Here is a 20,382-nt window from a genome sequence, read left to right on the forward strand (position 1 = left end):
TGGGTCATAAATAATTCAGCACGTTATGGGGTGGTCGCAATCTCAGGCAAACGCGCCTTTTCAGCTTCAATCCAGCGTTGCGCCTGTTGGTTAATGGCATCGGTTTTTAAGCCTTGGGTGGCAAAGGCTGGGCCGATGCTGACGGTAATCGTGCCGGGTTTTTTGATCCACGCATGGCGTTGCCAGCTTAACCCCGCATTGTGTGCCACAGGAACCACCGGAAAGCCGGAGTGAGAGGCGAGGATTGCGCCGCCAATTTTAAACGGTACGTTGGCATCCGGTGCGACGCGAGTGCCTTCGGGGAAAATAACCACGCAAATACCTTCTTGTAACAGCGCTTTGCCTTGGTGCGAAATTTGTTTGACGGCAGCTTTTCCGGCATTGCGGTCAATTGCAATCGGGCGAATCAGTCGCAAACCCCAGCCAAAAAACGGAATCTTCAACAGTTCGCGTTTCATTACCCAGCTTAATTGTTGCGGAAAAATACAGGGGATCGCGAAGGTTTCCCACGTTGATTGATGATTAGCCATAATGATGAAGGCGCTATCGGTGGGGATGTTTTCGCGCCCGATCACTTGGTATTTCACCCCGCAGGTCACTTCCAGCCACCAACGGTTGAAGCAGTTCCACAAGGTAGTCGCGGGGTAACGGTATTTAAGCGGAAACAGCCAAGCTAACGGGGTTAGTAAGCCTGCCAAGAGGGTGCTGATCGCAAAGCCTACCCAGAAAATCGCGGCACGAGTGCCTAGCCAAAGCGTATTAAGTGCATTCATGCTGAAGTGGTTCCCAAAAGTGAATCGGCGTAATCTGCCAGATTATCAAACACGGGTATAGCGGCAGGGAGCTTGCCATCCGCCAGTGTGCGCAAGCCTTTGCCGGTGCGGACTTGGGCATAGCGTGCGCCTACCGCAGCGGCGGCTTGCCAATCGCGTAGCGAATCACCGACGACGTGGGCTTGCGCGGGATTTATACCGAAATGTTCTGCAATGGTGAACAGCATCCCCGGTTTCGGTTTGCGGCACTCACAATGATCGCTGCTAAGGTGCGGGCAATAGGCGATGTAAGCGACTTCACCGCCGTGCGCGGCTAACAAATGGCGCAGTTTGGCGTGCATCGCATCCAAGGTCGCAACGTCGTAATAGCCACGCGCAATGCCCGATTGATTGGTCGCAATCGCCAACGTGTAACCGGCGTGATAGAGCCGCGCCATTGCTGCAATGCTACCGGGGATGGGAATCCATTCGTCCACCGTTTTGATGAACGCATCGGAGTCTTCGTTAATCACGCCGTCACGGTCGAGGATGATGAGTTTCACCCGGCGTTCTCCAGCAGCATTTCATGCAATTTACGCAAGGCTTGCCCGCGATGGCTGATGCGGTTTTTTTCTTCCGCTGGTAATTCGGCGGACGAGCAGCCGTGAGTTGGCACGTAAAACAAGGGGTCGTAACCAAAGCCGTTTGCCCCGCTTAAGCTGTGCAGAATGCGACCTTCCCAACTGGCTTCAGCAATGATCGGCAATTGGTCTTCGGCATGGCGCAAGTAAACGATGCAGCAATAGAAACGTGCGGTGCGTTGCGCGTCCGGCACGTCTTGCAAGGCTTCCAGCAGTTTGGTGTTATTGGCAGCATCATCGCCGTGTTCCCCCGCATAACGGGCGGAATACAATCCCGGTGCACCACCGAGAGCATCGACCACAATGCCGGAATCGTCTGCCATGGCGGGCATTCCAGTGTGTTGAGCGGCATTACGCGCTTTGATTAAGGCATTTTCGACGAAGGTTAAGCCGGTTTCATCGGCATCTTGCACCCCAAATTCGCTTTGGCGTACAAATTCAATGCCTAAATCCGCCAGCATTGCGTTGAATTCACGCAGTTTTCCGGCATTGCCGGACGCTAAGACGATACGTTGACTCATGATGCCAATGCCTGTTGTTGTGCTTGCATGATTTCCCGAATGCCTTTTTCTGCCAATACCAGCATGGCGTCGAGTTCGTCGCGACGGAAGGCGTGACCTTCGGCAGTGCCTTGCAATTCGATGAATTGTCCGGCTTCGTTCATCACCACGTTCATGTCGGTTTCGGCTTTGGAATCTTCGGCGTAATCCAAATCCAGCACCGGCACACCGTCAAAAATGCCGACGGAAATCGCCGCGATTTGACCGTGCAAGGGGTTTTTCTTCAAGCGGCGGTTTTTTTGCAGCCAAGTAATCGCGTCACACAATGCCACGTAAGCACCGCTGATTGAAGCCGTGCGCGTGCCGCCATCGGCTTGAATCACGTCGCAGTCGATGGTGATTTGGAATTCGCCGAGGGCTTCGAGATCGACTACCGCTCGCAGGGAACGCCCGATCAAGCGCTGGATTTCCATGGTACGCCCGCCTTGTTTGCCTTTGGCGGCTTCGCGTGCGGTGCGTGAACCCGTGGCACGCGGCAACATGCCGTATTCCGCCGTGACCCAACCTTGACCTTTGCCTTTGAGCCAGCCGGGTAAACGGTCTTCGACGGTGGCGGTACACAGCACCTTGGTGTTGCCGAATTCCACTAATACTGAGCCTTCCGCGTGGCAGGTGTAATGGCGGGTAAATGTAACCGTTCGCATTTGCTCAGGAGCGCGTTCGCTGGGTCTCATGGGGAATCCTTTTATCGCTTAGAGAGGAGAGCGGGGATTATACCCATCATTGGCGTGGGTTTCACGGTTATGGTGCGGCAATGTGTGGTAGCCAGCGTTCCAGCATCACCTGCATGGTGGCGGGGACAAACGGTTTGGTGAGGTAATCATTCATGCCTGCGGCGAGGCAACGTTCACGCTCCCCCGCAATGGCGTGGGCGGTTAGGGCAATAATGGGCAAGTGCGTGAAACGGGCATCAGCACGAATCCGCTGCGTGGTTTCATAGCCATTCATCTCCGGCATACTCACGTCCATTAACACCAAGTCGATAGGGGAGTCGATAGTATGTTGTTGCAATTGTTGGAGAGCGGCTGCGCCACTATCGGCTGTTTCAACGTCGACGTGCAGTGTTTTCAGCAGAGCGCGACCGAAAAATAAATTCAGTTCGTCATCGTCTACCAATAGGATTCGGTATGTTGTTGCCGTGGGCAAACGTTTCATGACCGCGATGTCGTCTTGCTGAGAAACGCTACAAGGCGTGTCAACCCTGGCGAGAGCAAAATCCAAACTGAAAAAGAAGCGGCTGCCTTGTTTGGGGGTGCTGCTCACTGCCAAGGTTCCACCCATTGCCGCCACCAGTTTGTGGCTGATGGATAAGCCTAGCCCCGTGCCTTTAAAGCGTTTGTCGGTTGAGGTTTGAGTAGCCGAGAAGGGTTCAAATAATTGCGCTTGCTGCATTGGATCGATGCCGATGCCAGTATCGGTGACGTCAAAATGCAGTAATACCTTGCCGGTTACGTCCGCGCCGAGGTCACGAATCGCCAAGCTCACACTGCCCGTTGCGGTGAATTTCAGGGCATTGTTCAACAGGTTGAGCAATATTTGCGACAAGCGGGTGAGATCGCCGAGTAGCAGGGTTTGCAGCGAAAAATCACTGTGCAGCTTCAGCGTTAAGCCTTTTTGTTGAGCGTGTTCGTGCAGGAGTTTTTCTAGGTTTTCCAGCAATTCGCCGAGGGTAAACGGGTGTGATTCGATTACCGGCAAGGTGTTTTCTAAGCGGGCTAAATCCAAAATATCATTGATTAGGTTCAGCATGTGGTTGGCGGCGGTGTCGAGCCGATCCACGTATTCTTGTTGTTGCGGGTTCAGTGGCGTTGTTTGCAGCAGTGTGCCCGTGCCGATGACCGCATTCATGGGCGTGCGCAATTCGTGGCTCATTGAGGCTAGAAATTCACCTTTGGCTTTGCTGGTGGCTTCAGCGCGTTGCGTTTGTTCGTGCAAGATGCGGGTGCGTTCTGCCTGTGACAGTGAGAGCAAAATCATAAACGCCAACATGCCGACATGCATAATATCAATGGCATAGGGCAAGTTGTGTACCAGCCCGAATCCGACCAAGATTAAGGGAATGCTGCTCAGCGTGACGATGCTGGATGCCCAGGCGAAACTTTTTGCTTCACGCAAGCCCCGCCGCCATAAGATGAAGGTGGCGGGAACAACGATGCTGAGCAACAAAAAACCCAGCAGTGAGGTCAGCCATGCACCAAACGCAAACCAGTGGTTCAGCAGGATGCTCAGCAATGCGTCCCAAAACACGAGCCGCAGCGGTACGACAAAATACGGTAACTGTTTGGGTAAGCCCATTAAGTGGTGGAAAAAGTGTGCGCCACTGGCAATGGCGGCGTAAGCAAACACCGATTGTATTAACAGGTAATGTTCCTGAAACAGCGTGATGACATGCAAGAGACCTGTCAAACGGCTCAATTCCAAGGCTACAAAGACGATAAAAAATGCCAAACTCAGGAAGCTGATTTCGGTTAATTTGAAATAAGTCAGTAAGTTGTAAGCCGCCAATGCCAGCATTCCGCCCAAGACAATCCCGTAAAACAAGTAATCGTGAATGGCTGCCAGCAATAAATAGTCGGTAGCGTTAAATTCCACTTCAAACGACAGCGGAATATTGGGATTTTGCACGCGCAAGTACACGCTAACGCTGCTATACGGGGCGAGATCGAGGTAATAAGCAGGCATCCGCAAGCTATCGACGGCTTGCAGCGGTGCGAGGGAAACCGGCGGCACGGCGGCTGATGGGTAGGCGTAAGCTTGCACCGTGCTGGGGTATTGACCACGAAACAACACATAGCCATTGCGGTTTTGCGCCGTGCTGTTGTGAATGTCAAATCGCGCCCAATACACCGCCGTGGTGTAGCCAATTTGCGGGTGATAATGCCAGTCGGCTTGGAAGTGTTCGCTAACACGGGCGGCATCGGCAACACGCCAGTTGCCAGTCGGGTCTTGCGCTATCGCTATGTGTGGGTAAATCCATGCTTGCGCGGTGTTGGCATTCAGTTCCATGGCGGCGGGTAGCGCCTGAGCCGCTAAACTGATGAGCATCCCGCCAATTAGCAATAAAATAGTGCGAAACAAGCGTGCTGGATTCCTTGGTGATTAAAATTCACATAAAAATGCTGTGTAACTGTGTGAATATAGTGCGTTTTATTTGAACATTTGGTATCTTTTTCGCGTCATTCAGTGGGATAATTTGTGCCGTTTTTTGTCTGTTTTTCCATTGCGAGGGTGTTATGTTAAAAGGATTTTTGCCAAGTTCATGCGGCATTTGTGCGTTAATGTTTGTGATGCAACCGGCTGGAGCCGGTACCGCGACCACGGGTATGCCCTTGAAAGCACGCGGTGTGGGTGTCGAACTGTATACGCAAAACCAGGATGTTAAAATTACCGATATTGTGATTAAAAATCCAATGGTAGCGGCGTTATTGCCCGCGAATGCCAAAGATTTAGTCACGATTAATAATGATCTGAAAATGGTGGGCGCTAAGCTGGATTATCAGGTGAACCCGCACCTGACGGTATTCGGGGGTATTTCACACGTCACTGGGGAATCGACGGCTAATTTGTCAGCGCTTCCGGGCTTAGGCTTAAGCGATTTGGTGTTTGATGCTGACGGTACTTTATACAATGCAGGGGCAACGGTGGCAAAGCAGCAGGGGCGTTATTTTGGCGCATTGACTTACATTTACACCCGTGCAGACGGGGATGCTGGCATTAAAGATGGCGCGGTGAATACGCTAATACCTAGCGTGGGTGTGCTGACTGACGTGGGCGCATTCAATGCGGGGTTGATTTATCAGCAGGCGGATGTTGATTACGCCGGAACGCTGGTGTTGCCGGGGTTGGGCGAGGTGGAAACCGAGGTGCGCGGCGAAACGGCTGATACCTTGGCGTATCGTGTCGGTTATCAAACCCAAGTAGGCAGGGATTTGTATCTGGATGCGAGTGCCGGATTCGGCGGTTGGGAAGATGCGCGGTTGGAATTGAACCAACGTTTTTGAGTCAAAAAAAACAGCCCTAACTACAGGGGAGTAAGTAGGGCTGTTAAGGACTCACCAATTTTGGCGCAGTTTGGTGAGCCGAGTAAGGAGGTTTTACGGTTTTTTTATCATGTGTTCTTCCCAGAGCGATTCCACCACGCCTTGTAACGTAATGAATTGATCCGATTGCAATAAATACAAATACACGTGCGGGCCAATCAACTCCGGCAGAAAACCATTTAAGCTGGTTGGCTGCGTGTGTGGTTCCGCTGTTTCTAAGGTTTCATCCCTGGTAATGCTGTGATTGCTTTGTTGTTGTAGTGCTTTCGGCGATAACGCCATCACCGGTTGCGCACTCAAGCAGCCAACCAGCAGGCATAAACTCGCGACCCCGTGTTTTCCCTTAATCATTAGCCATATCCTTAATCAATTTTTCTTTATTTGCACAAATCTTATCAATTTACCGTACACAACCTTAACGAACGTTAGCGCGTTTGTAACGTGAAAAATTGTAAGAAAATGTAACAGGCCATATTTCAGTCAATTATTATCTGAGATAAACAGTCGGATATTAGCCTGAATTTGTTGGAAGGTTTGCATGAGAGTGGGGATGAAAGCGGGGTGTTGTAATGCTGCTAGATTTTGCGCATTAATGTCGTCGAGAGCGGCTTGCAAGCTGGCAGAATCGTACAAATGCGCGGTGGCCGAAAGTTTATGGGCAAGTGCGGCGGCGGTTTGCCAGTCTTGTTGTTGCAAGCTGTTGAGCAGTCCCTGTTGGTACTGCTGAAGTTCGGGTTGTGCAACTTTGAGCAGGCGCTTAGTTGCTTCCTTGCCTAAGATTTTGGGCAACGTGGTAAATAAAGCGCTGCTGCTCATGCGTCGAGTATCAAGCGATAACCTTTGCGCCAAATGGTGTGCAGGTGTTTGGGGTCATTGGCATCATCGCCCAATTTTTTGCGTAGGCGGTTGATAGTCATGTCAATACTGCGATTGAGGGGCAGGTGCTCATTGCCGCTAAGCGCGTGGGAGATGGCGTCGCGGGTCAAGATTTGTCCGGCATTCTGGTAAAAAAATTGCAGTAAGCAGGTTTCTTGCGTGGTGAGTTTGATCACCGTGTTGTCGCGCTCTAACTTTTCATGCAGCGGGTCAAACAGGTTGTCACCGATGGTGATGAGGTTATTGCTGGGCTTATTGGGTGTGTGCCGAATGATATTTTGAATGCGGATAAGCAATTCTTTGGGGTGAAACGGTTTGGTGAGGTAATCATCAGCCCCGACTTCTAGCCCCGCCAAGCGCTCATCCGCTGATTTTTTTGCAGACAATAGCATCACCGGCAAGTGCGGATGGTGTGTTTTTATCCATCCCAACCAGTGTAAGCCATCTTTGCCGGGCAGCATAATGTCAAGCAAGACCAAATCCGGTGGTGAACTTTGGAAAAATACGTCTATTTCTTCACCATTCAATAGGCTATGAATGCGGTAGTCATGCGCAGTTAAATATTCCTGCAATAGCGCGTGCAATACGATGTCATCATCGACGAGTAGAATGCGGCGGCTAGTTGTATTTTGGTGTACACCTTGGTTAACGCTCATTTTTCCAGACATTATAGGGTTGAAATCAAATGATATTACATTTTAGTGTGTCTGGCACTGAAAATCTAAAAAATATCAGTGAGTAACGCTGCTATTGGAAAATACAATGCAATGACACCACTATTGGTATTGTTTTAAACGGGTTTCGATCACATCGCCGTCTTCTTGGTGACGTACTTGCACGATGGCGTAATCCAGTTTGGGTGCTAACCATAAGGTGGTTTGGCGCTCATTATTGTCATGCATGACTTCGAGTTTTTCGCATTCATAATGGCCAGCGGGGACTTCAATGGTCTCTTTGCCGAGTTTGCGCAGGCGGTAATCTTGCAATTTGCCTTTGCTGAGCACGCGGTAATTGAGCGCTTGGTTGGTCGCGAGGGCATCCATTAACGTCAATTCCAGTGCTGCCATGTCCAAAGTGCCCGTCGGCACGTTTAGCTGGTAGGTGTTGTTGTCAAAGCTGCCGTCCACTTGAGTCGCGGTGGTGAAGCGGAATTCGTCTTTTTTATCTTTGCGTTTGTTTTTGTGGTGGTACAGGTAATGTTCGGGAAGCAACTGCGCCGCTTGTTTTTTGCCGGTGCTGCGCTCCGTCAGTGTGTCGCCACTGAGCACGGCGGCTAAACCGTTGGCTTTGGTGATTTTTTGGTAGGTGTAGGTTTCGCCGTCGTAGCGCAAACTGGCATTCATCACGCCCATTTCCAGCCCTTTGGCGCTGACGGTGTAACTGGCTTGAAATGCATCGGGGGCGGCCGCTAAGGGTGGCGCGGCTAATGCGAGGGCTGCTGAGACAATCCATAAAAGCTTCATGAGGGCAATTCCTTGTGGTTAAACGCTATCGACCTGATTAGACTACAGCAAGCCGTATTGGTTCTTAAACGCTATACTACAAAGATGGCGCAAAATAGTAGAGAATAGCGGTCGTAAAACCTCAAAAATCAGGGAGAACCCTTCTGTGAGCAACAACATTACTTACCTTTCCGATGCAACTTTCGAGCAGGAAGTGCTGAAATCTGCTGTACCCGTGCTGGTTGACTACTGGGCGGAGTGGTGCGGGCCGTGCAAAATGATTGCCCCGCTACTGGATGAAATTGCCAGCGAGTTTGACGGCAAGCTGAAAGTGGCTAAATTGAACATTGATGAGAACAAAGCGGTACCACCGCGTTACGGTATCCGGGGTATTCCGACTCTGATGCTGTTTAAAGACGGCGAAGTGTTTGCGACCAAGGTAGGCGCACTGTCTAAATCACAGTTGACCGCGTTCTTGACCTCAAACCTCTAAACAGCTCGATTCCTGCACCCCTTGGCGATTTTTGGTTTCCTTGGGGCTTGCGGGGATATTTTGCTGGACTCTGTAAAACTGGCGTGCTAGTTTAACTGTACTTGAATCTGCATCCAGATTCATTCCTGAAAATCCTGTCTCGTTTTCTTAATCACTAGATTCATGCACAGACTGTAACGGGCGATAGCCGCGATTACGGCAATAGCAAGGCACTCAGCCACGCTTCCCGATTGAGAAACACAGCACGAGCAGGGGCTTCCTGATTGTTTACTCCTACTATCCCCATCAAATTCATCACTATATGAACCTGTCTGAACTCAAAAAGAAATCCGCCGCCGAAGTCTTTGAAATGGCTCAAGCCATGGGGATCGAGAGCATTTCCCGCACCCGCAAACAAGACATCATCTTTGCCTTGCTGAAAGCCAATGCAGCCAACAACGTCGACATCCACGGGGATGGTGTGCTGGAAATCCTGCAAGACGGCTTTGGTTTCCTGCGTTCCGATGATTCCAGCTACCTCGCTGGGGCGGATGATATTTACGTTTCACCAAGCCAGATTCGCCGCTTTGGGCTGCGCACCGGCGATACCGTATCGGGTAAGATTCGCCCACCGAAGGACAGTGAACGTTACTTTGCACTGCTGAAAGTCGACACCATTAACTTCGAGCCGCCCGAAAGTGCGCGTAACAAAATTGCCTTTGAAAACCTGACTCCGCTGCACGCCGATGACCGGATGCGCATGGAACGGGGTAACGGCAGCCGTGAAGACATTACCGCTCGCGTTATCGACATCGTAGCGCCGTTTGGTAAAGGTCAGCGTGGCTTGATTATCGCGCCGCCAAAGGCCGGTAAAACCATCATGCTGCAAAACATTGCACAAAGCATTGCCTCCAATTACCCCGAAAGTTACTTGATCGTATTGCTGATCGACGAACGCCCGGAAGAGGTGACAGAAATGTCGCGCATGGTGCAGGGCGAAGTCGTGTCGTCGACCTTTGATGAACCGGCAGCGCGTCACGTTCAAGTCGCGGAAATGGTCATTGAAAAAGCCAAGCGTTTGGTCGAACACAAGCGCGATGTGGTGATTTTACTCGACTCGATTACCCGTCTGGCGCGGGCTTACAACACCGTGGTGCCATCGTCTGGCAAAGTATTGACGGGGGGTGTGGATGCCAATGCCTTGCATCGCCCCAAACGTTTCTTCGGTGCGGCACGTAATATCGAAGAGGGTGGTAGCTTAACGATTATTGCCACCGCGTTGATTGATACCGGCTCGAAAATGGACGAGGTTATCTACGAAGAATTCAAGGGGACGGGCAATATGGAAATCCATCTGGATCGCCGTATTTCTGAGAAGCGCGTATTCCCGGCGATTAACATCAACCGTTCCGGCACACGTCGCGAAGAGTTGCTGACCACGCAAGACGAACTGCAAACCTTGTGGGTGTTGCGTAAATTCCTGCACAGCATGGACGATCTGGATGCCATGGAATTGCTGTTTGATAAGCTGTCGAAGACCAAAACGAATAGCGAATTCTTTGACGTGATGCGTCGCGGGTAAAACCTTATTCTTGTTTCGACATCGAGCATCCCCGTAGAGACGCAAGATTTTGCGTCTCTACCGAATCCCACGGTGGCATAATCTCTCTCGGATAATTTGCTGCTACAAATCGTCTAGCGCCAAGCCTTCTTCCCGTAAACATTGTTCCAGCCTGCGCTGATCAATCAGCACTTTTAAGCTGAAATTGCCTTCATCCGTAATGCTTTCCTGCTGAATCGCTTTGTCGGCGTATAGCTTGGCGCGTAAGCGGGCGTGTTGCGGTTTGAGCGTCAAATCGCCTTGGAACATGTGTCCGGCAAAGTAATTTCCTAAGTATTCCAGCAATACATCCAGCCCCAGATTGTTCTGGGCGGATATGTAAATGCGGGTAGGGGTGGTGCCGGTGCTTTCCTCAATGTGTGGGGTAGTGCCACCGAGGTCGATTTTATTCATGACTTCGATTTGTGGCACGCGCTCCGCCCCAATTTCGGCGATGACGTTATTCACTTGTTCGCGGAACAATTCTAGCTGGTCGTCGTGGCTGTCGATAACGTGTAGCAACAAGTCAGCATCCACGGTTTCCTGCAAGGTCGAGCGGAAGGCCGCAACCAAGTCGTGAGGCAGATAACGAATGAAACCGACGGTATCGGCGAGAATAATTTCTTGTTGATTCGGCAATTGCACTTGGCGCAACGTCGGGTCAAGGGTGGCAAACAATTGGTCAGCCACGTAAACGCCCGCTTGGGTCAGTGCATTGAATAAGGTGGATTTACCTGCATTGGTGTAACCAACCAATGACACGGTGGGAATTTGGGCTTTTTTGCGCGATTGACGCCCTTGTTCACGCTGATTTTGGACTTTTTCCAAGCGGCGGTCGATTTGTTTAATGCGCTCGGCAATTAAGCGCCGGTCAGTTTCTAACTGCGTTTCGCCGGGGCCGCGCATTCCGATCCCCCCTTTTTGGCGTTCAAGGTGAGTCCAGCCGCGCACGAGTCGGGTAGACAGGTGTTTGAGCTGTGCGAGTTCAACCTGAAGTTTACCTTCATGGCTGCGGGCGCGTTGCGCGAAAATATCCAGAATCAAACCGGTGCGGTCAATGACACGGCATTCCAGCAATTTTTCTAGGTTGCGTTCTTGGGCAGGGGAAAGGGAGTGGTCGAAAATGACCAGATTGGCGTCGCGCAATTCACGTAACTGGCGAATCTCTTCAGCTTTACCTGTGCCCACAAAATAACGTGGGTCAGGGCGTTGACGTGAGCCATTAACGAATCCGACTACCTGTGCGCCAGCCGAATCCGCTAATTCGATGAATTCCTTTTCGTCTTGTGCCGTCTTTGCCGACTTGAAACTGATTTGAACGAGTACGGCATTTTCACCGCCGCCGGGGCGTTCAAATAGTTCCAATCGGCAACCTTTCTGATGATTTCAGTAGAATGACTTATTCTTCTGGTGCTAATGCCAATTTGATCGAGCGAGCAGGCACGATCGTGGAAATAGCGTGTTTGTAGACTAATTGGCTGACGGTGTTCCCCAGCAATACAACGAATTGGTCGAATGATTCGACGTGACCCTGTAATTTGATGCCGTTGACCAAGTAAATCGAGACAGGAATCCGTTCCTTTCTCAGAGCATTAAGGAAGGGTTCTTGTAATGTGTGCCCTTTCGACATGAGCTTCTCCTAAAAATATTCTCGGGTTTGTGGTTGTTATGGTCTCACACCTAAAGCTAGGGGGGTGGTCGTGAGCCAGTCGCTTGTTTCCTTCGACGCCTAAAAGCTTATCAGTTCTATCGTCTCACCAGAATGCCTGTTTGTCGGACGTATCCGTTCATCCGCCAATAAACGTTGAAACGTTGCTGATGACCGATGAAAGGTTAAGTTCTTGGGGGTCGTAACAACTAATGCCTTTTTCGGATCGCAACCACGTCATTTGACGTTTAGCAAGCTGCCGTGTTGCGACAATAGCACGATCGCGCATCTGATTGTAGTCTATTTCGTTAATTAAATAATCCCAAATTTGCCGATAACCGACAGCTCTTATGGCGGGAAGGTGGGTATTTAAATCGCCACGTGTCAAGAGTTGGCGCACTTCATCCACCACGCCTTGGCTTAACATTTGGTCGAAACGTTGTTCCAGACGTGTGTGTAACCATGCCCGATTTTCGGGGATCAAGGCAATTTTAAATAGCGCGTAGGGGCAAGCCGCGTGCCAAGTTGCTTGCTGCAATTCAGTCAGCGATTTCCCTGTTAGTTCAAAGACTTCCAGAGCGCGTTGCAGGCGCTGCGGGTCATTGGGGTGGATGCGTTGTGCCGCCACCGGGTCAATACGGGCTAAACGGTCATGCAGCGCTTGCCAACCGTGCGTAACGGCTTCTGCTTCCAAGCGGGCGCGGATGGCAGGGTTGGCTTCAGGCAAGGCCGATAAGCCGTATTCGAGTGCGCGGAAGTACAGCATCGTACCACCCACCAGCAGCGGAATACGCCCAGCAGCGCTAATATCTGCCATTTCGCGCAATGCATCGGTGCGAAATTCAGCGGCGGAATAGGGTTGTGCAGGGTCGAGAAAGTCAATCAAGCGGTGTGGTGCTTGCGCTAAGGTGGCGGCATCGGGTTTGGCGCTGCCGATGTCCATGCCTTTATACACCAGCGCCGAGTCGACACTGATAATTTCGACGGGAAAATGCTTGCGCAATTCTACCGCAAGGTCAGTTTTGCCCGTACCGGTCGGCCCCATAATGCAAATCGCTTTGTGCATTAGCGCCCTCGCAGAAACAGTTTGTCGATTTGTTCCAACGCCATTTGTGTCCAAGTCGGGCGACCGTGATTGCATTGCCCGCTGCGTTCGGTGCGTTCCATGTCGCGCAAGAGTGCGTTCATTTCGGTAATACTGAGTTTGCGGTTGGCGCGGACTGAACCGTGGCAGGCCATCGTTGCGAGGATTTCATTCATGGCATTCTGAATGCGATTACTCGCACCGTGTGTGATCAAGTCCGCGAGTACGTCACGTACCAGTGCTTCGGTGTCGGATTCTTTCAGCAAACTGGGAACCGCACGGATGGTGAGTTTTTCCTGCCCCAAGCGATCCAGCTCAAAACCAAGTGTGCGGAAGGTGTCGGCGTGTTGTTCGGCGTAATCGGCTTCCTTGCGGCTCACATTGAGGCTGGCAGGCACGAGCAGCGGTTGGGAGCGCAGCGCGTCGGCTGCCATGCTTTGCTTGAGGTATTCGTAGGTAATGCGTTCGTGCGCGGCGTGCATATCCACCACCACCAAGCCACTGGCGTTTTGTGCGAGGATGTAAATGCCGTGGAGTTGCGCGATGGCGTAGCCGAGTGGTGGCATATCAGAAGAATATCCCTCACCCCCTGCCCCCTCTCCCTCAAGGGGCGAGGGGGGAAGAGATGCTGGCGTTGCTGGTATTACAGGTTGGTACAACTGCTGATAAGCCGCCATCTGTTCGCGCACCGGCATTTGCAGTCGCTGCTGATGCTGCTGTTGATAAGCAGGGCGATAAGGTTGTGCTTTTTCTTGCTCCCCTCGCCCCTTGAGGGAGAGGGGCAGGGGGTGAGGGGTATCTTCCGTTTGCGCCGGAAGTTGTGTCGGCGCACCCACCTCATCCCCCGGTCGAATATCCGCCAACGCCTGATGCAAGGTGCGAAACAAAAAATCATGCACCAGCCGCCCTTCTCGAAACCGTACTTCCTGCTTGGTGGGGTGTGCATTCACATCCACCAATTGCGGATTCAGTTCCAGAAACAGCACGAACGCGGGGTGTCGCCCGTGGTACATCACGTCCTGATACGCTTGCTTCACCGCATGGCTGATCAATTTATCGCGTACATGGCGGGCATTCACATAGAAATATTGCAAGTCCGCTTGCGAGCGTGAAAACGTAGGCAAGCCAACCCAACCCCACAAGCGCAAACCGGCGGCTTCGTAGTCCAGATACACGCTTTGCTCGACAAATGCGCTACCGCAAATCTCGGCAATGCGCCGTTCTGCGCCGCTGCGATCTTCCGCCGGGCGTAAGCGTAGGGTATTTTTTTGGTTGTGATTGAGTTCAAAGCTGACATCGAAGCGGCTCAGGGCGATTTTGCGCACCATGTCTTCGATATGCCCGAATTCGGTTTTTTCGGTTTTGAGAAATTTGCGCCGTGCGGGGATGTTGAAAAATAAATCAACCACATCCACGGTCGTGCCGGTGGCGTGTGCCACGGGTTCGGGCGCGTCGAATACTTCTTGCCCATCCCCAAACAGTTGCCACCCTTGGGACGCATCGGCATGACGGGAGCTAAGAATTAAGCGCGAAACCGAGGCGATACTGGGCAAGGCTTCCCCGCGAAAACCGAGGCTGCGCACTTGTTCCAGATCATCGAGGCTGGCAATTTTGCTGGTGGCGTGCCGACTCAGGGCTAAGGCTAATTCCTCGTGTGGAATGCCGCCGCCGTTGTCGCGGATGCGGATGCGTTTACTGCCACCTTGTTCAATGTCGATCTCGACACGGGTTGAACCCGCATCGAGCGCGTTTTCCAGCAATTCCTTGACCACCGACGCGGGGCGCTCGACCACCTCGCCAGCGGCGATTTGGTTAATGAGGTGGTTAGGAAGCTGGCGTATCGGCATTAGGGTTGCGTACCGCCTACCGCTGGTGGGATTTGCGGGATCACCGGTTGTGGGATCACGGGTTGCGGCATCACCGGCTGTGGTGGCACAACGAGCGGTGCTGGGGGAGTAGCAACCGGTGCTGGCATCACCAGCGGCGCGGCGGGTATAACCGCCGGTGCTGGTTGTACCACTGCTGTCGCTGGTGCGGGAGCAGCAGGAATGGTGGCGGGTACGGGTTCTGCTACCGGCGTTGCTGGTGGTTGAGCGATGGCTTGCAGTTCTTTGGAACGATCGGCATTTACTCCGTATTGCGCCAGAATTTTGGGCTGACGTTCAATAGCTTCTTTACGATCAATCACCAATTGGTAGTGGTCGGAGGTTTCCAACGTGATGTAATCGGTGTTGGATGACTGTACTTTTTGGTAGAAGTCATTGAAATCACGGATGCTTTCACCGTTGACTTTTTCAATCAGCAAATTGTTGTCATGGTGATAATCTTTGTTAATGTCAGCCGGTAATACTTTGGTGAGAATGACCGCTTCGCTGCGTTTTTCATCAGGGGATTCGTAGGTCAGTGCGCCGATGCGGGCGGGTGTGCCATCCATGCTGTCAATCACGTCTTGGTTCAATGGCATGAATACCAGCCCGCCGAAGATGAAGTAGGTGGGCTGTTTGTCGTACTGGTTCGGTTTCACCAGCAGGTATTCTTTGCCGGGTTTGTCGAGCGGTAAGTTAACAAGTTGCTCTTGACCATTGCGCAGGATTTTGAAAGCGATGCTTTCGCCGATTTGGTGCATGTCGATGTAGTGCGTGTGGTCGATGAATTCACCGGGGCGGAATTCCACCGTGAGATTGTTTTCGATTTTGTGCCCGTCAATTTCGGTCACAATGTCGCCGATTTGCACTTTGCCATCCGCCGGGGAATTTTTGTAAACCTTGTGCACTAACATGCCGGTTTGGGTGTCACCCAAGCCGTATTTACGACGCATTGCTGGGTTTTCCATCGACTGGGCGAGGAAGCCGTGGAAGCCATAGCCATCCACTTTGCCGTCTTTTACGTCAGCTAATACGTGGCGAATAATCGGGGTGGGAATCATGTAACCGATATTTTCGGTCAAAAATCCTGATTGCATTGCCACCCCGACGACTTTACCGTCGGAGATGACCGGGCCGCCGCTATTGCCGAAGTTAATCGCAGCATCCACTTGCACGGCCATCAGGTTTTCACCGGTATGCACGTAGTTTTGTTTTTCAATCCGTGACACCACCCCACGGGTAACGCTGAGGGTGTTGCCGCCAATCGGGAAGCCGTACACTTCGACAGATTGCTGCATTTTAGGCAGGTCGCCGAGTTCCAGCGGGGTAACATCTTTATAAGCGCTGGCATCTTTGGTGCGCAAAATAGCTAAGTCGGACTCGTGCGAAATGTACACGACTTCCGCTTCATAACGCTTGGTTTCGCTATGGCGTTGAATTTCCAAGAAAGTTGCGTCAGAGGCAACGTGCGCATTGGTTAAAATCAGGTTGTCAGCAATGATCAAGCCAGAGCCAGAACCTTTCTGCGAATCGGAGTTCCAAGGGGAGAGCGTATCGTAAGTGTGTTGCACGACGTGAACTTTGACGACCGCATCCTTGATCTTAGCGCGTGGGTCGGAACCATCGGGTGTAGTGACCACTTCGTCTTCGAGTGGTGTGTTGCTGGTGCTGGCTTCAACTTCATTAGCAACCGGTGCGGGTGCTTCTGATACCGCTGGTTCAGCGGGTACTGCCGGTGCAGGCGTGACGGCTTGCGTCGCAGGGGGTGAAAGCGGTGGGGTGATATTGATTTCAGCCAATAAGCTAGGTGAGATGGCTAAACCAAGACACAGGAAGGTGCGGGTAATAAGGGTTGTTTGGCGCATTTTTTTGAGTCCCATATTGAAAATAATAACAGCCCAAGGCGAGAGGCATAAATAATTAAAGGACTATAGCGTATCCGTCGGTCGCGTGAAAAGACTTTAATCTGACGGTAATCTATCGGTTTTTAAGGTAAAACTTGGTATTCTTCGGCACTTACGGCATGGCACACGCCTCAAGAAGACAATAGGATCGAACGATGACGGACTACAAGCACACTCTCAATCTGCCTAATACGCTGTTTCCAATGCGCGGCGACTTGGCTAAACGTGAGCCGGGGATGCTGGCAGATTGGGAAAAGCGCCAGCTTTACCAACAATTGCGTGCCAAAGCGCACGGTCGCCCCAAGTTCATTCTGCACGATGGCCCGCCGTATGCGAACGGAACGATTCATATTGGTCATGCCGTCAATAAAATCCTCAAAGACATTATTGTGAAAAGCAAAACCTTGGGTGGTTTTGACGCGCCCTACGTGCCGGGTTGGGACTGTCACGGCTTGCCGATTGAGTTAAAAGTCGAAGAAAAACTCGGCAAAGCGGGCGATAAAGTGGATGCGTTTGTGTTCCGCAAGGCGTGCCGTGAATACGCGGCGGAACAGATCGACTTGCAACGCAAAGATTTTAAACGTCTGGGCGTGCTGGGCGATTGGGAAAACCCGTATTTGACGATGGATTTCCAAACCGAAGCCGACATTGTGCGGGCGTTGGGGCGAATTGCGGCGAACGGGCATTTGCACAAGGGCGCAAAGCCGGTGCATTGGTGTACCGATTGCGGTTCGGCGTTGGCGGAAGCAGAAGTGGAATACGCGGATAAAACCTCGTTTTCAATTGATGTGCGTTTTACCGTGGCGGATGAGGCGGCATTATTGGCGCGTGTGCCAGACGCGGCGGGGCAGGGCGATTTGTCCGTGGTGATTTGGACAACCACGCCCTGGACATTGCCTGCAAACCAAGCGGTGGCGTTGAACCCTGAATTGGAATACGTGGTGCTGCAAACCGCTACCGAGCGTTTGATCGTTGCGGAAGCCTTGTTGGAAGCGGTATTGCAACGCGCAGAGATTAGCGAACACACGATTCTGGCACGTTGCACGGGCGACAAGTTAGAGGGCTTGCTGCTGCAACACCCCTTTTACGCCCGGCAAGTCCCCGTGATTTTGGGTGATCACGTCACCACCGAAGCGGGTACTGGTGCGGTGCATACTGCGCCCGGTCACGGTCAGGAAGACTTTGTGGTGGGTTTGAAATACGGCTTGCCGGTGGATAATCCGGTGGGCAACGACGGCTGTTTCTTGCCGAATACCGAATTGTTTGCGGGTGAATCGGTTCACAAAGCCAATCCACACGTCTTGGAAGTGCTGACCGAGCGCGGCAAGTTGCTGAAAGCGGATAAGTTGCGCCACAGTTACCCGCATTGCTGGCGGCATAAAACCCCGCTGATTTTCCGGGCGACACCGCAATGGTTTATCAGCCTTGAGCAAAATGGGTTGCGCACCCAAGCGATGGCGGCGATTCAGGGCGTGAAGTGGATTCCCGATTGGGGCAAGGCGCGGATTGAGGGCATGGTGCAAAATCGCCCCGATTGGTGTATTTCACGCCAGCGTACTTGGGGTGTGCCGATTGCGTTGTTTATCAATAAGGAAACCGGCGCATTGCACCCGCAAACACCTGCATTGATTGAAGCGGTGGCACAGCGGATTGAGCAACACGGTATTGATGCGTGGTTCAGTTTGACGGCGGAGGAATTGCTGGGATCGGATGCGCCGCATTACGATAAAGTCGGCGACACGCTGGATGTGTGGTTCGATTCGGGCGTTACCCATGCGTCGGTGCTGGAACGCCGCGCCGATCTGCAATTCCCGGCAGATGTGTATTTGGAAGGGTCTGATCAGCATCGTGGTTGGTTCCAGTCATCCTTGCTGACGGCAATCGGCACACGCGGCACAGCACCTTACCGCACAGTGTTGACCCACGGTTTCGTGGTGGATGGTAAGGGCGAGAAAATGTCCAAATCCAAGGGCAATATCGTCGTGCCGCAAAAGGTGACGGATTCTTTGGGCGCGGACATTCTGCGTTTGTGGGTTGCTTCGACCGACTACAGCCGCGAAATGTCGGTTTCTGATGAAATCCTCAAGCGCACGGCGGATGCGTATCGGCGGATTCGTAACACCGCGCGTTTCTTGCTGGCAAACTTGAACGACTTTAATCCGGCAACCGATCTTGTTCCCGCCGCCGAGATGCTGCCGTTGGATCGTTGGGCGGTAGACCAAGCCGCGCAAGTGCAAGACAAAGTGCTGGCGGCTTACGATCATTTTAATTTCCACTTGATTGCGCAGGAAGTGTTGAACTTCTGTACCGTTGAATTGGGCAGTTTGTTCCTCGATATTACCAAAGACCGCCAGTACACCATGCAGGCAGGTAGCCTTGGGCGGCGTTCGGCACAAACGGCGGCGTGGCACATTTTGAATGCGCTGGTGCGTTGGTTGTATCCGGTGTTGAGTTTTACCGCTGAAGAAATCTGGCAGAGTATGCCGGGTGAAAAAGCCGAAGATTTCGTGCTGTTTACGCAATGGTATGACGGGCTGTTCCGCTTGGATGCCAGCGATAAATTGTCCGCGAGTGAGTGGAGTTACGTGTTTGCGTTGCGCGAATTGGTTAGCAAGCAATTGGAAGCGGTGCGGGTTGCCGGTCAGATTGGGGCGAGTTTGGATGCGGAAGTGGCGATTTATTACCGCAAAGGCAGCCCAGAAGTGAGTGCGGATTCGTTGCTGAAACTGGGCGATGAGTTGCGTTTTGTGTTCATCACGTCTGCGGTGCATTTGCACGATTTGGCGGTAGTGCCAGCCGATGCGGTGGAAATTTTGGAACATGTTTTTGTGCGCGTTTCCCGTTCTGAGCATGGCAAGTGTACGCGCTGCTGGCATCACCGTGAGGATGTCGGCAGTCATACCGAGCACCCGGAATTGTGCGGGCGGTGCATTGATAATGTCGACGGGGTTGGGGAGGTGCGTCACTATGCGTAGTTTTCGTTCCCTTTCCTCTGACACGGGGATGTTGACTTGGTTGTGGTTATCTGCGGTCGTGATTGCGGTCGATCAGTTAACCAAGTGGATGGCAGAAGCCAATTTGGAAATGGGTGAGTCGTTTGCGGTAATTCCGCATTTGAATATGACCCTTGCGTACAATACCGGCGCGGCTTTTAGCTTCTTGTCTGATTTGGGCGGTATTCAGCGTTGGTTGTTTGCGGCTTTAGCGATTGTGGTGAGTGTTTTTATTATCAATTGGCTGCGTAAGTTGAGAAAAACGCGGATTTGGGCGGCAGTGGGGCTAACCCTTGTGTTGGGCGGTGCGATTGGTAATTTAATAGACCGCTTGTTGTACGGCAAGGTTATTGATTTTATTGACGTGTACTTTGATATTCCCTTCGTAATGGAAAATTATCATTTTGCCGTGTTTAATGTCGCTGATATTGCGATTACCTGCGGCGCGGTTTTATTGGTGTTCTTGAGCCTGTTTGCGGCGGATCAGATCGAGTAGGAATATTAA

The 20,382-nt window shown here is 52.0% G+C and carries 19 protein-coding genes; 5 read left to right on the forward strand and 14 right to left on the reverse strand.

All coding sequences use genetic code 11. The features are described from left to right. Positions 1-23: 23 nt before the first annotated feature. The 5 genes from HMY34_RS13490 to HMY34_RS13510 all read right to left on the reverse strand — a co-directional run bounded on the left by HMY34_RS13490 (position 24) and on the right by HMY34_RS13510 (position 5,031). Entirely contained in the window at positions 24-773 is a 750-nt protein-coding gene (locus HMY34_RS13490) for a lysophospholipid acyltransferase family protein (protein WP_202715989.1), read from the reverse strand. Continuing rightward, complete coding sequence (gene gmhB / locus HMY34_RS13495) at positions 770-1,315, reverse strand: D-glycero-beta-D-manno-heptose 1,7-bisphosphate 7-phosphatase (protein ID WP_202715990.1); 546 nt, start codon at positions 1,313-1,315, stop codon at positions 770-772. Before gmhB ends, HMY34_RS13490 begins: the two co-directional genes overlap by 4 nt. Further along, a complete protein-coding gene (gene rdgB, locus HMY34_RS13500) occupies positions 1,312-1,914 on the reverse strand; it encodes an RdgB/HAM1 family non-canonical purine NTP pyrophosphatase (RefSeq protein WP_202715991.1) in 603 nt (200 codons plus the stop codon). The genes gmhB and rdgB overlap by 4 nt, the downstream gene beginning before the upstream one ends. Beyond that, complete coding sequence (gene rph / locus HMY34_RS13505) at positions 1,911-2,627, reverse strand: ribonuclease PH (protein ID WP_202715992.1); 717 nt, start codon at positions 2,625-2,627, stop codon at positions 1,911-1,913. Before rph ends, rdgB begins: the two co-directional genes overlap by 4 nt. 67 nt (positions 2,628-2,694) lie before the next feature. Further along, complete coding sequence (locus HMY34_RS13510; RefSeq protein ID WP_202715993.1) at positions 2,695-5,031, reverse strand: hybrid sensor histidine kinase/response regulator; 2,337 nt, start codon at positions 5,029-5,031, stop codon at positions 2,695-2,697. Between the two features lie 155 nt (positions 5,032-5,186). Between HMY34_RS13510 and HMY34_RS13515 the strand changes: the two genes are divergently transcribed. Next, on the forward strand, positions 5,187-5,954 hold the full coding sequence (locus HMY34_RS13515; RefSeq protein WP_202715994.1) for a hypothetical protein: 768 nt from the start codon (positions 5,187-5,189) through the stop codon (positions 5,952-5,954). 93 nt (positions 5,955-6,047) lie between these two features. Here the strand turns inward: HMY34_RS13515 and HMY34_RS13520 are convergent, their stop codons facing one another. From HMY34_RS13520 to HMY34_RS13535, 4 genes are all read right to left on the reverse strand, one after another. Next, complete coding sequence (locus HMY34_RS13520) at positions 6,048-6,344, reverse strand: hypothetical protein (RefSeq protein ID WP_202715995.1); 297 nt, start codon at positions 6,342-6,344, stop codon at positions 6,048-6,050. A 129-nt stretch (positions 6,345-6,473) separates the two neighbouring features. Further along, complete coding sequence (locus HMY34_RS13525; RefSeq protein ID WP_202715996.1) at positions 6,474-6,809, reverse strand: hypothetical protein; 336 nt, start codon at positions 6,807-6,809, stop codon at positions 6,474-6,476. Continuing rightward, the gene (locus tag HMY34_RS13530) at positions 6,806-7,525 is read right to left on the reverse strand and encodes a response regulator transcription factor (protein ID WP_202715997.1); all 720 of its coding nucleotides are present in this window, start codon (positions 7,523-7,525) and stop codon (positions 6,806-6,808) included. Before HMY34_RS13530 ends, HMY34_RS13525 begins: the two co-directional genes overlap by 4 nt. 120 nt (positions 7,526-7,645) lie before the next feature. Further along, positions 7,646-8,332 (reverse strand): DUF3108 domain-containing protein, encoded by a 687-nt coding sequence (locus HMY34_RS13535; RefSeq protein WP_202715998.1) that lies wholly within the window; start codon positions 8,330-8,332, stop codon positions 7,646-7,648. Between the two features lie 145 nt (positions 8,333-8,477). Between HMY34_RS13535 and trxA the strand changes: the two genes are divergently transcribed. Further along, positions 8,478-8,804, forward strand: a complete 327-nt coding sequence (gene trxA / locus HMY34_RS13540; RefSeq protein ID WP_202715999.1) for a thioredoxin TrxA — start codon at positions 8,478-8,480, stop codon at positions 8,802-8,804. A gap of 301 nt (positions 8,805-9,105) precedes the next feature. Next, a complete protein-coding gene (gene rho, locus HMY34_RS13545; protein WP_202716000.1) occupies positions 9,106-10,365 on the forward strand; it encodes a transcription termination factor Rho in 1,260 nt (419 codons plus the stop codon). A 102-nt stretch (positions 10,366-10,467) separates the two neighbouring features. On the opposite strand, the gene hflX is transcribed toward rho, so the two are convergent. The 5 genes from hflX to HMY34_RS13570 all read right to left on the reverse strand — a co-directional run bounded on the left by hflX (position 10,468) and on the right by HMY34_RS13570 (position 16,845). Next, entirely contained in the window at positions 10,468-11,748 is a 1,281-nt protein-coding gene (hflX, locus tag HMY34_RS13550) for a ribosome rescue GTPase HflX (protein WP_202716001.1), read from the reverse strand. 34 nt (positions 11,749-11,782) lie between these two features. Then, positions 11,783-12,013, reverse strand: coding sequence for an RNA chaperone Hfq (hfq, locus tag HMY34_RS13555; RefSeq protein ID WP_202716002.1), 231 nt, complete (start codon positions 12,011-12,013; stop codon positions 11,783-11,785). 157 nt (positions 12,014-12,170) lie between these two features. After that, positions 12,171-13,097 carry a tRNA (adenosine(37)-N6)-dimethylallyltransferase MiaA gene (miaA, locus tag HMY34_RS13560; protein WP_202716003.1) on the reverse strand — a complete coding sequence of 309 codons (927 nt, stop codon included), beginning with the start codon at positions 13,095-13,097 and terminating at the stop codon, positions 12,171-12,173. Then, a complete protein-coding gene (mutL, locus tag HMY34_RS13565; protein WP_202716004.1) occupies positions 13,097-14,962 on the reverse strand; it encodes a DNA mismatch repair endonuclease MutL in 1,866 nt (621 codons plus the stop codon). The genes miaA and mutL overlap by 1 nt, the downstream gene beginning before the upstream one ends. Beyond that, positions 14,962-16,845: a S1C family serine protease gene (locus HMY34_RS13570; RefSeq protein WP_202716005.1), complete on the reverse strand. Its 1,884-nt coding sequence runs from the start codon at positions 16,843-16,845 to the stop codon at positions 14,962-14,964. The genes mutL and HMY34_RS13570 overlap by 1 nt, the downstream gene beginning before the upstream one ends. Before the next feature lie 194 nt (positions 16,846-17,039). Here HMY34_RS13570 and ileS point away from each other — a divergent pair, with 194 nt between their 5' ends. After that, a complete protein-coding gene (gene ileS, locus HMY34_RS13575) occupies positions 17,040-19,859 on the forward strand; it encodes an isoleucine--tRNA ligase (RefSeq protein WP_202716006.1) in 2,820 nt (939 codons plus the stop codon). Then, entirely contained in the window at positions 19,852-20,373 is a 522-nt protein-coding gene (gene lspA, locus HMY34_RS13580) for a signal peptidase II (protein ID WP_202716007.1), read from the forward strand. The genes ileS and lspA overlap by 8 nt, the downstream gene beginning before the upstream one ends. Positions 20,374-20,382: the final 9 nt, after the last annotated feature.

The organism is Thiothrix subterranea, from assembly GCF_016772315.1.
GTDB lineage: Bacteria > Pseudomonadota > Gammaproteobacteria > Thiotrichales > Thiotrichaceae > Thiothrix > Thiothrix subterranea.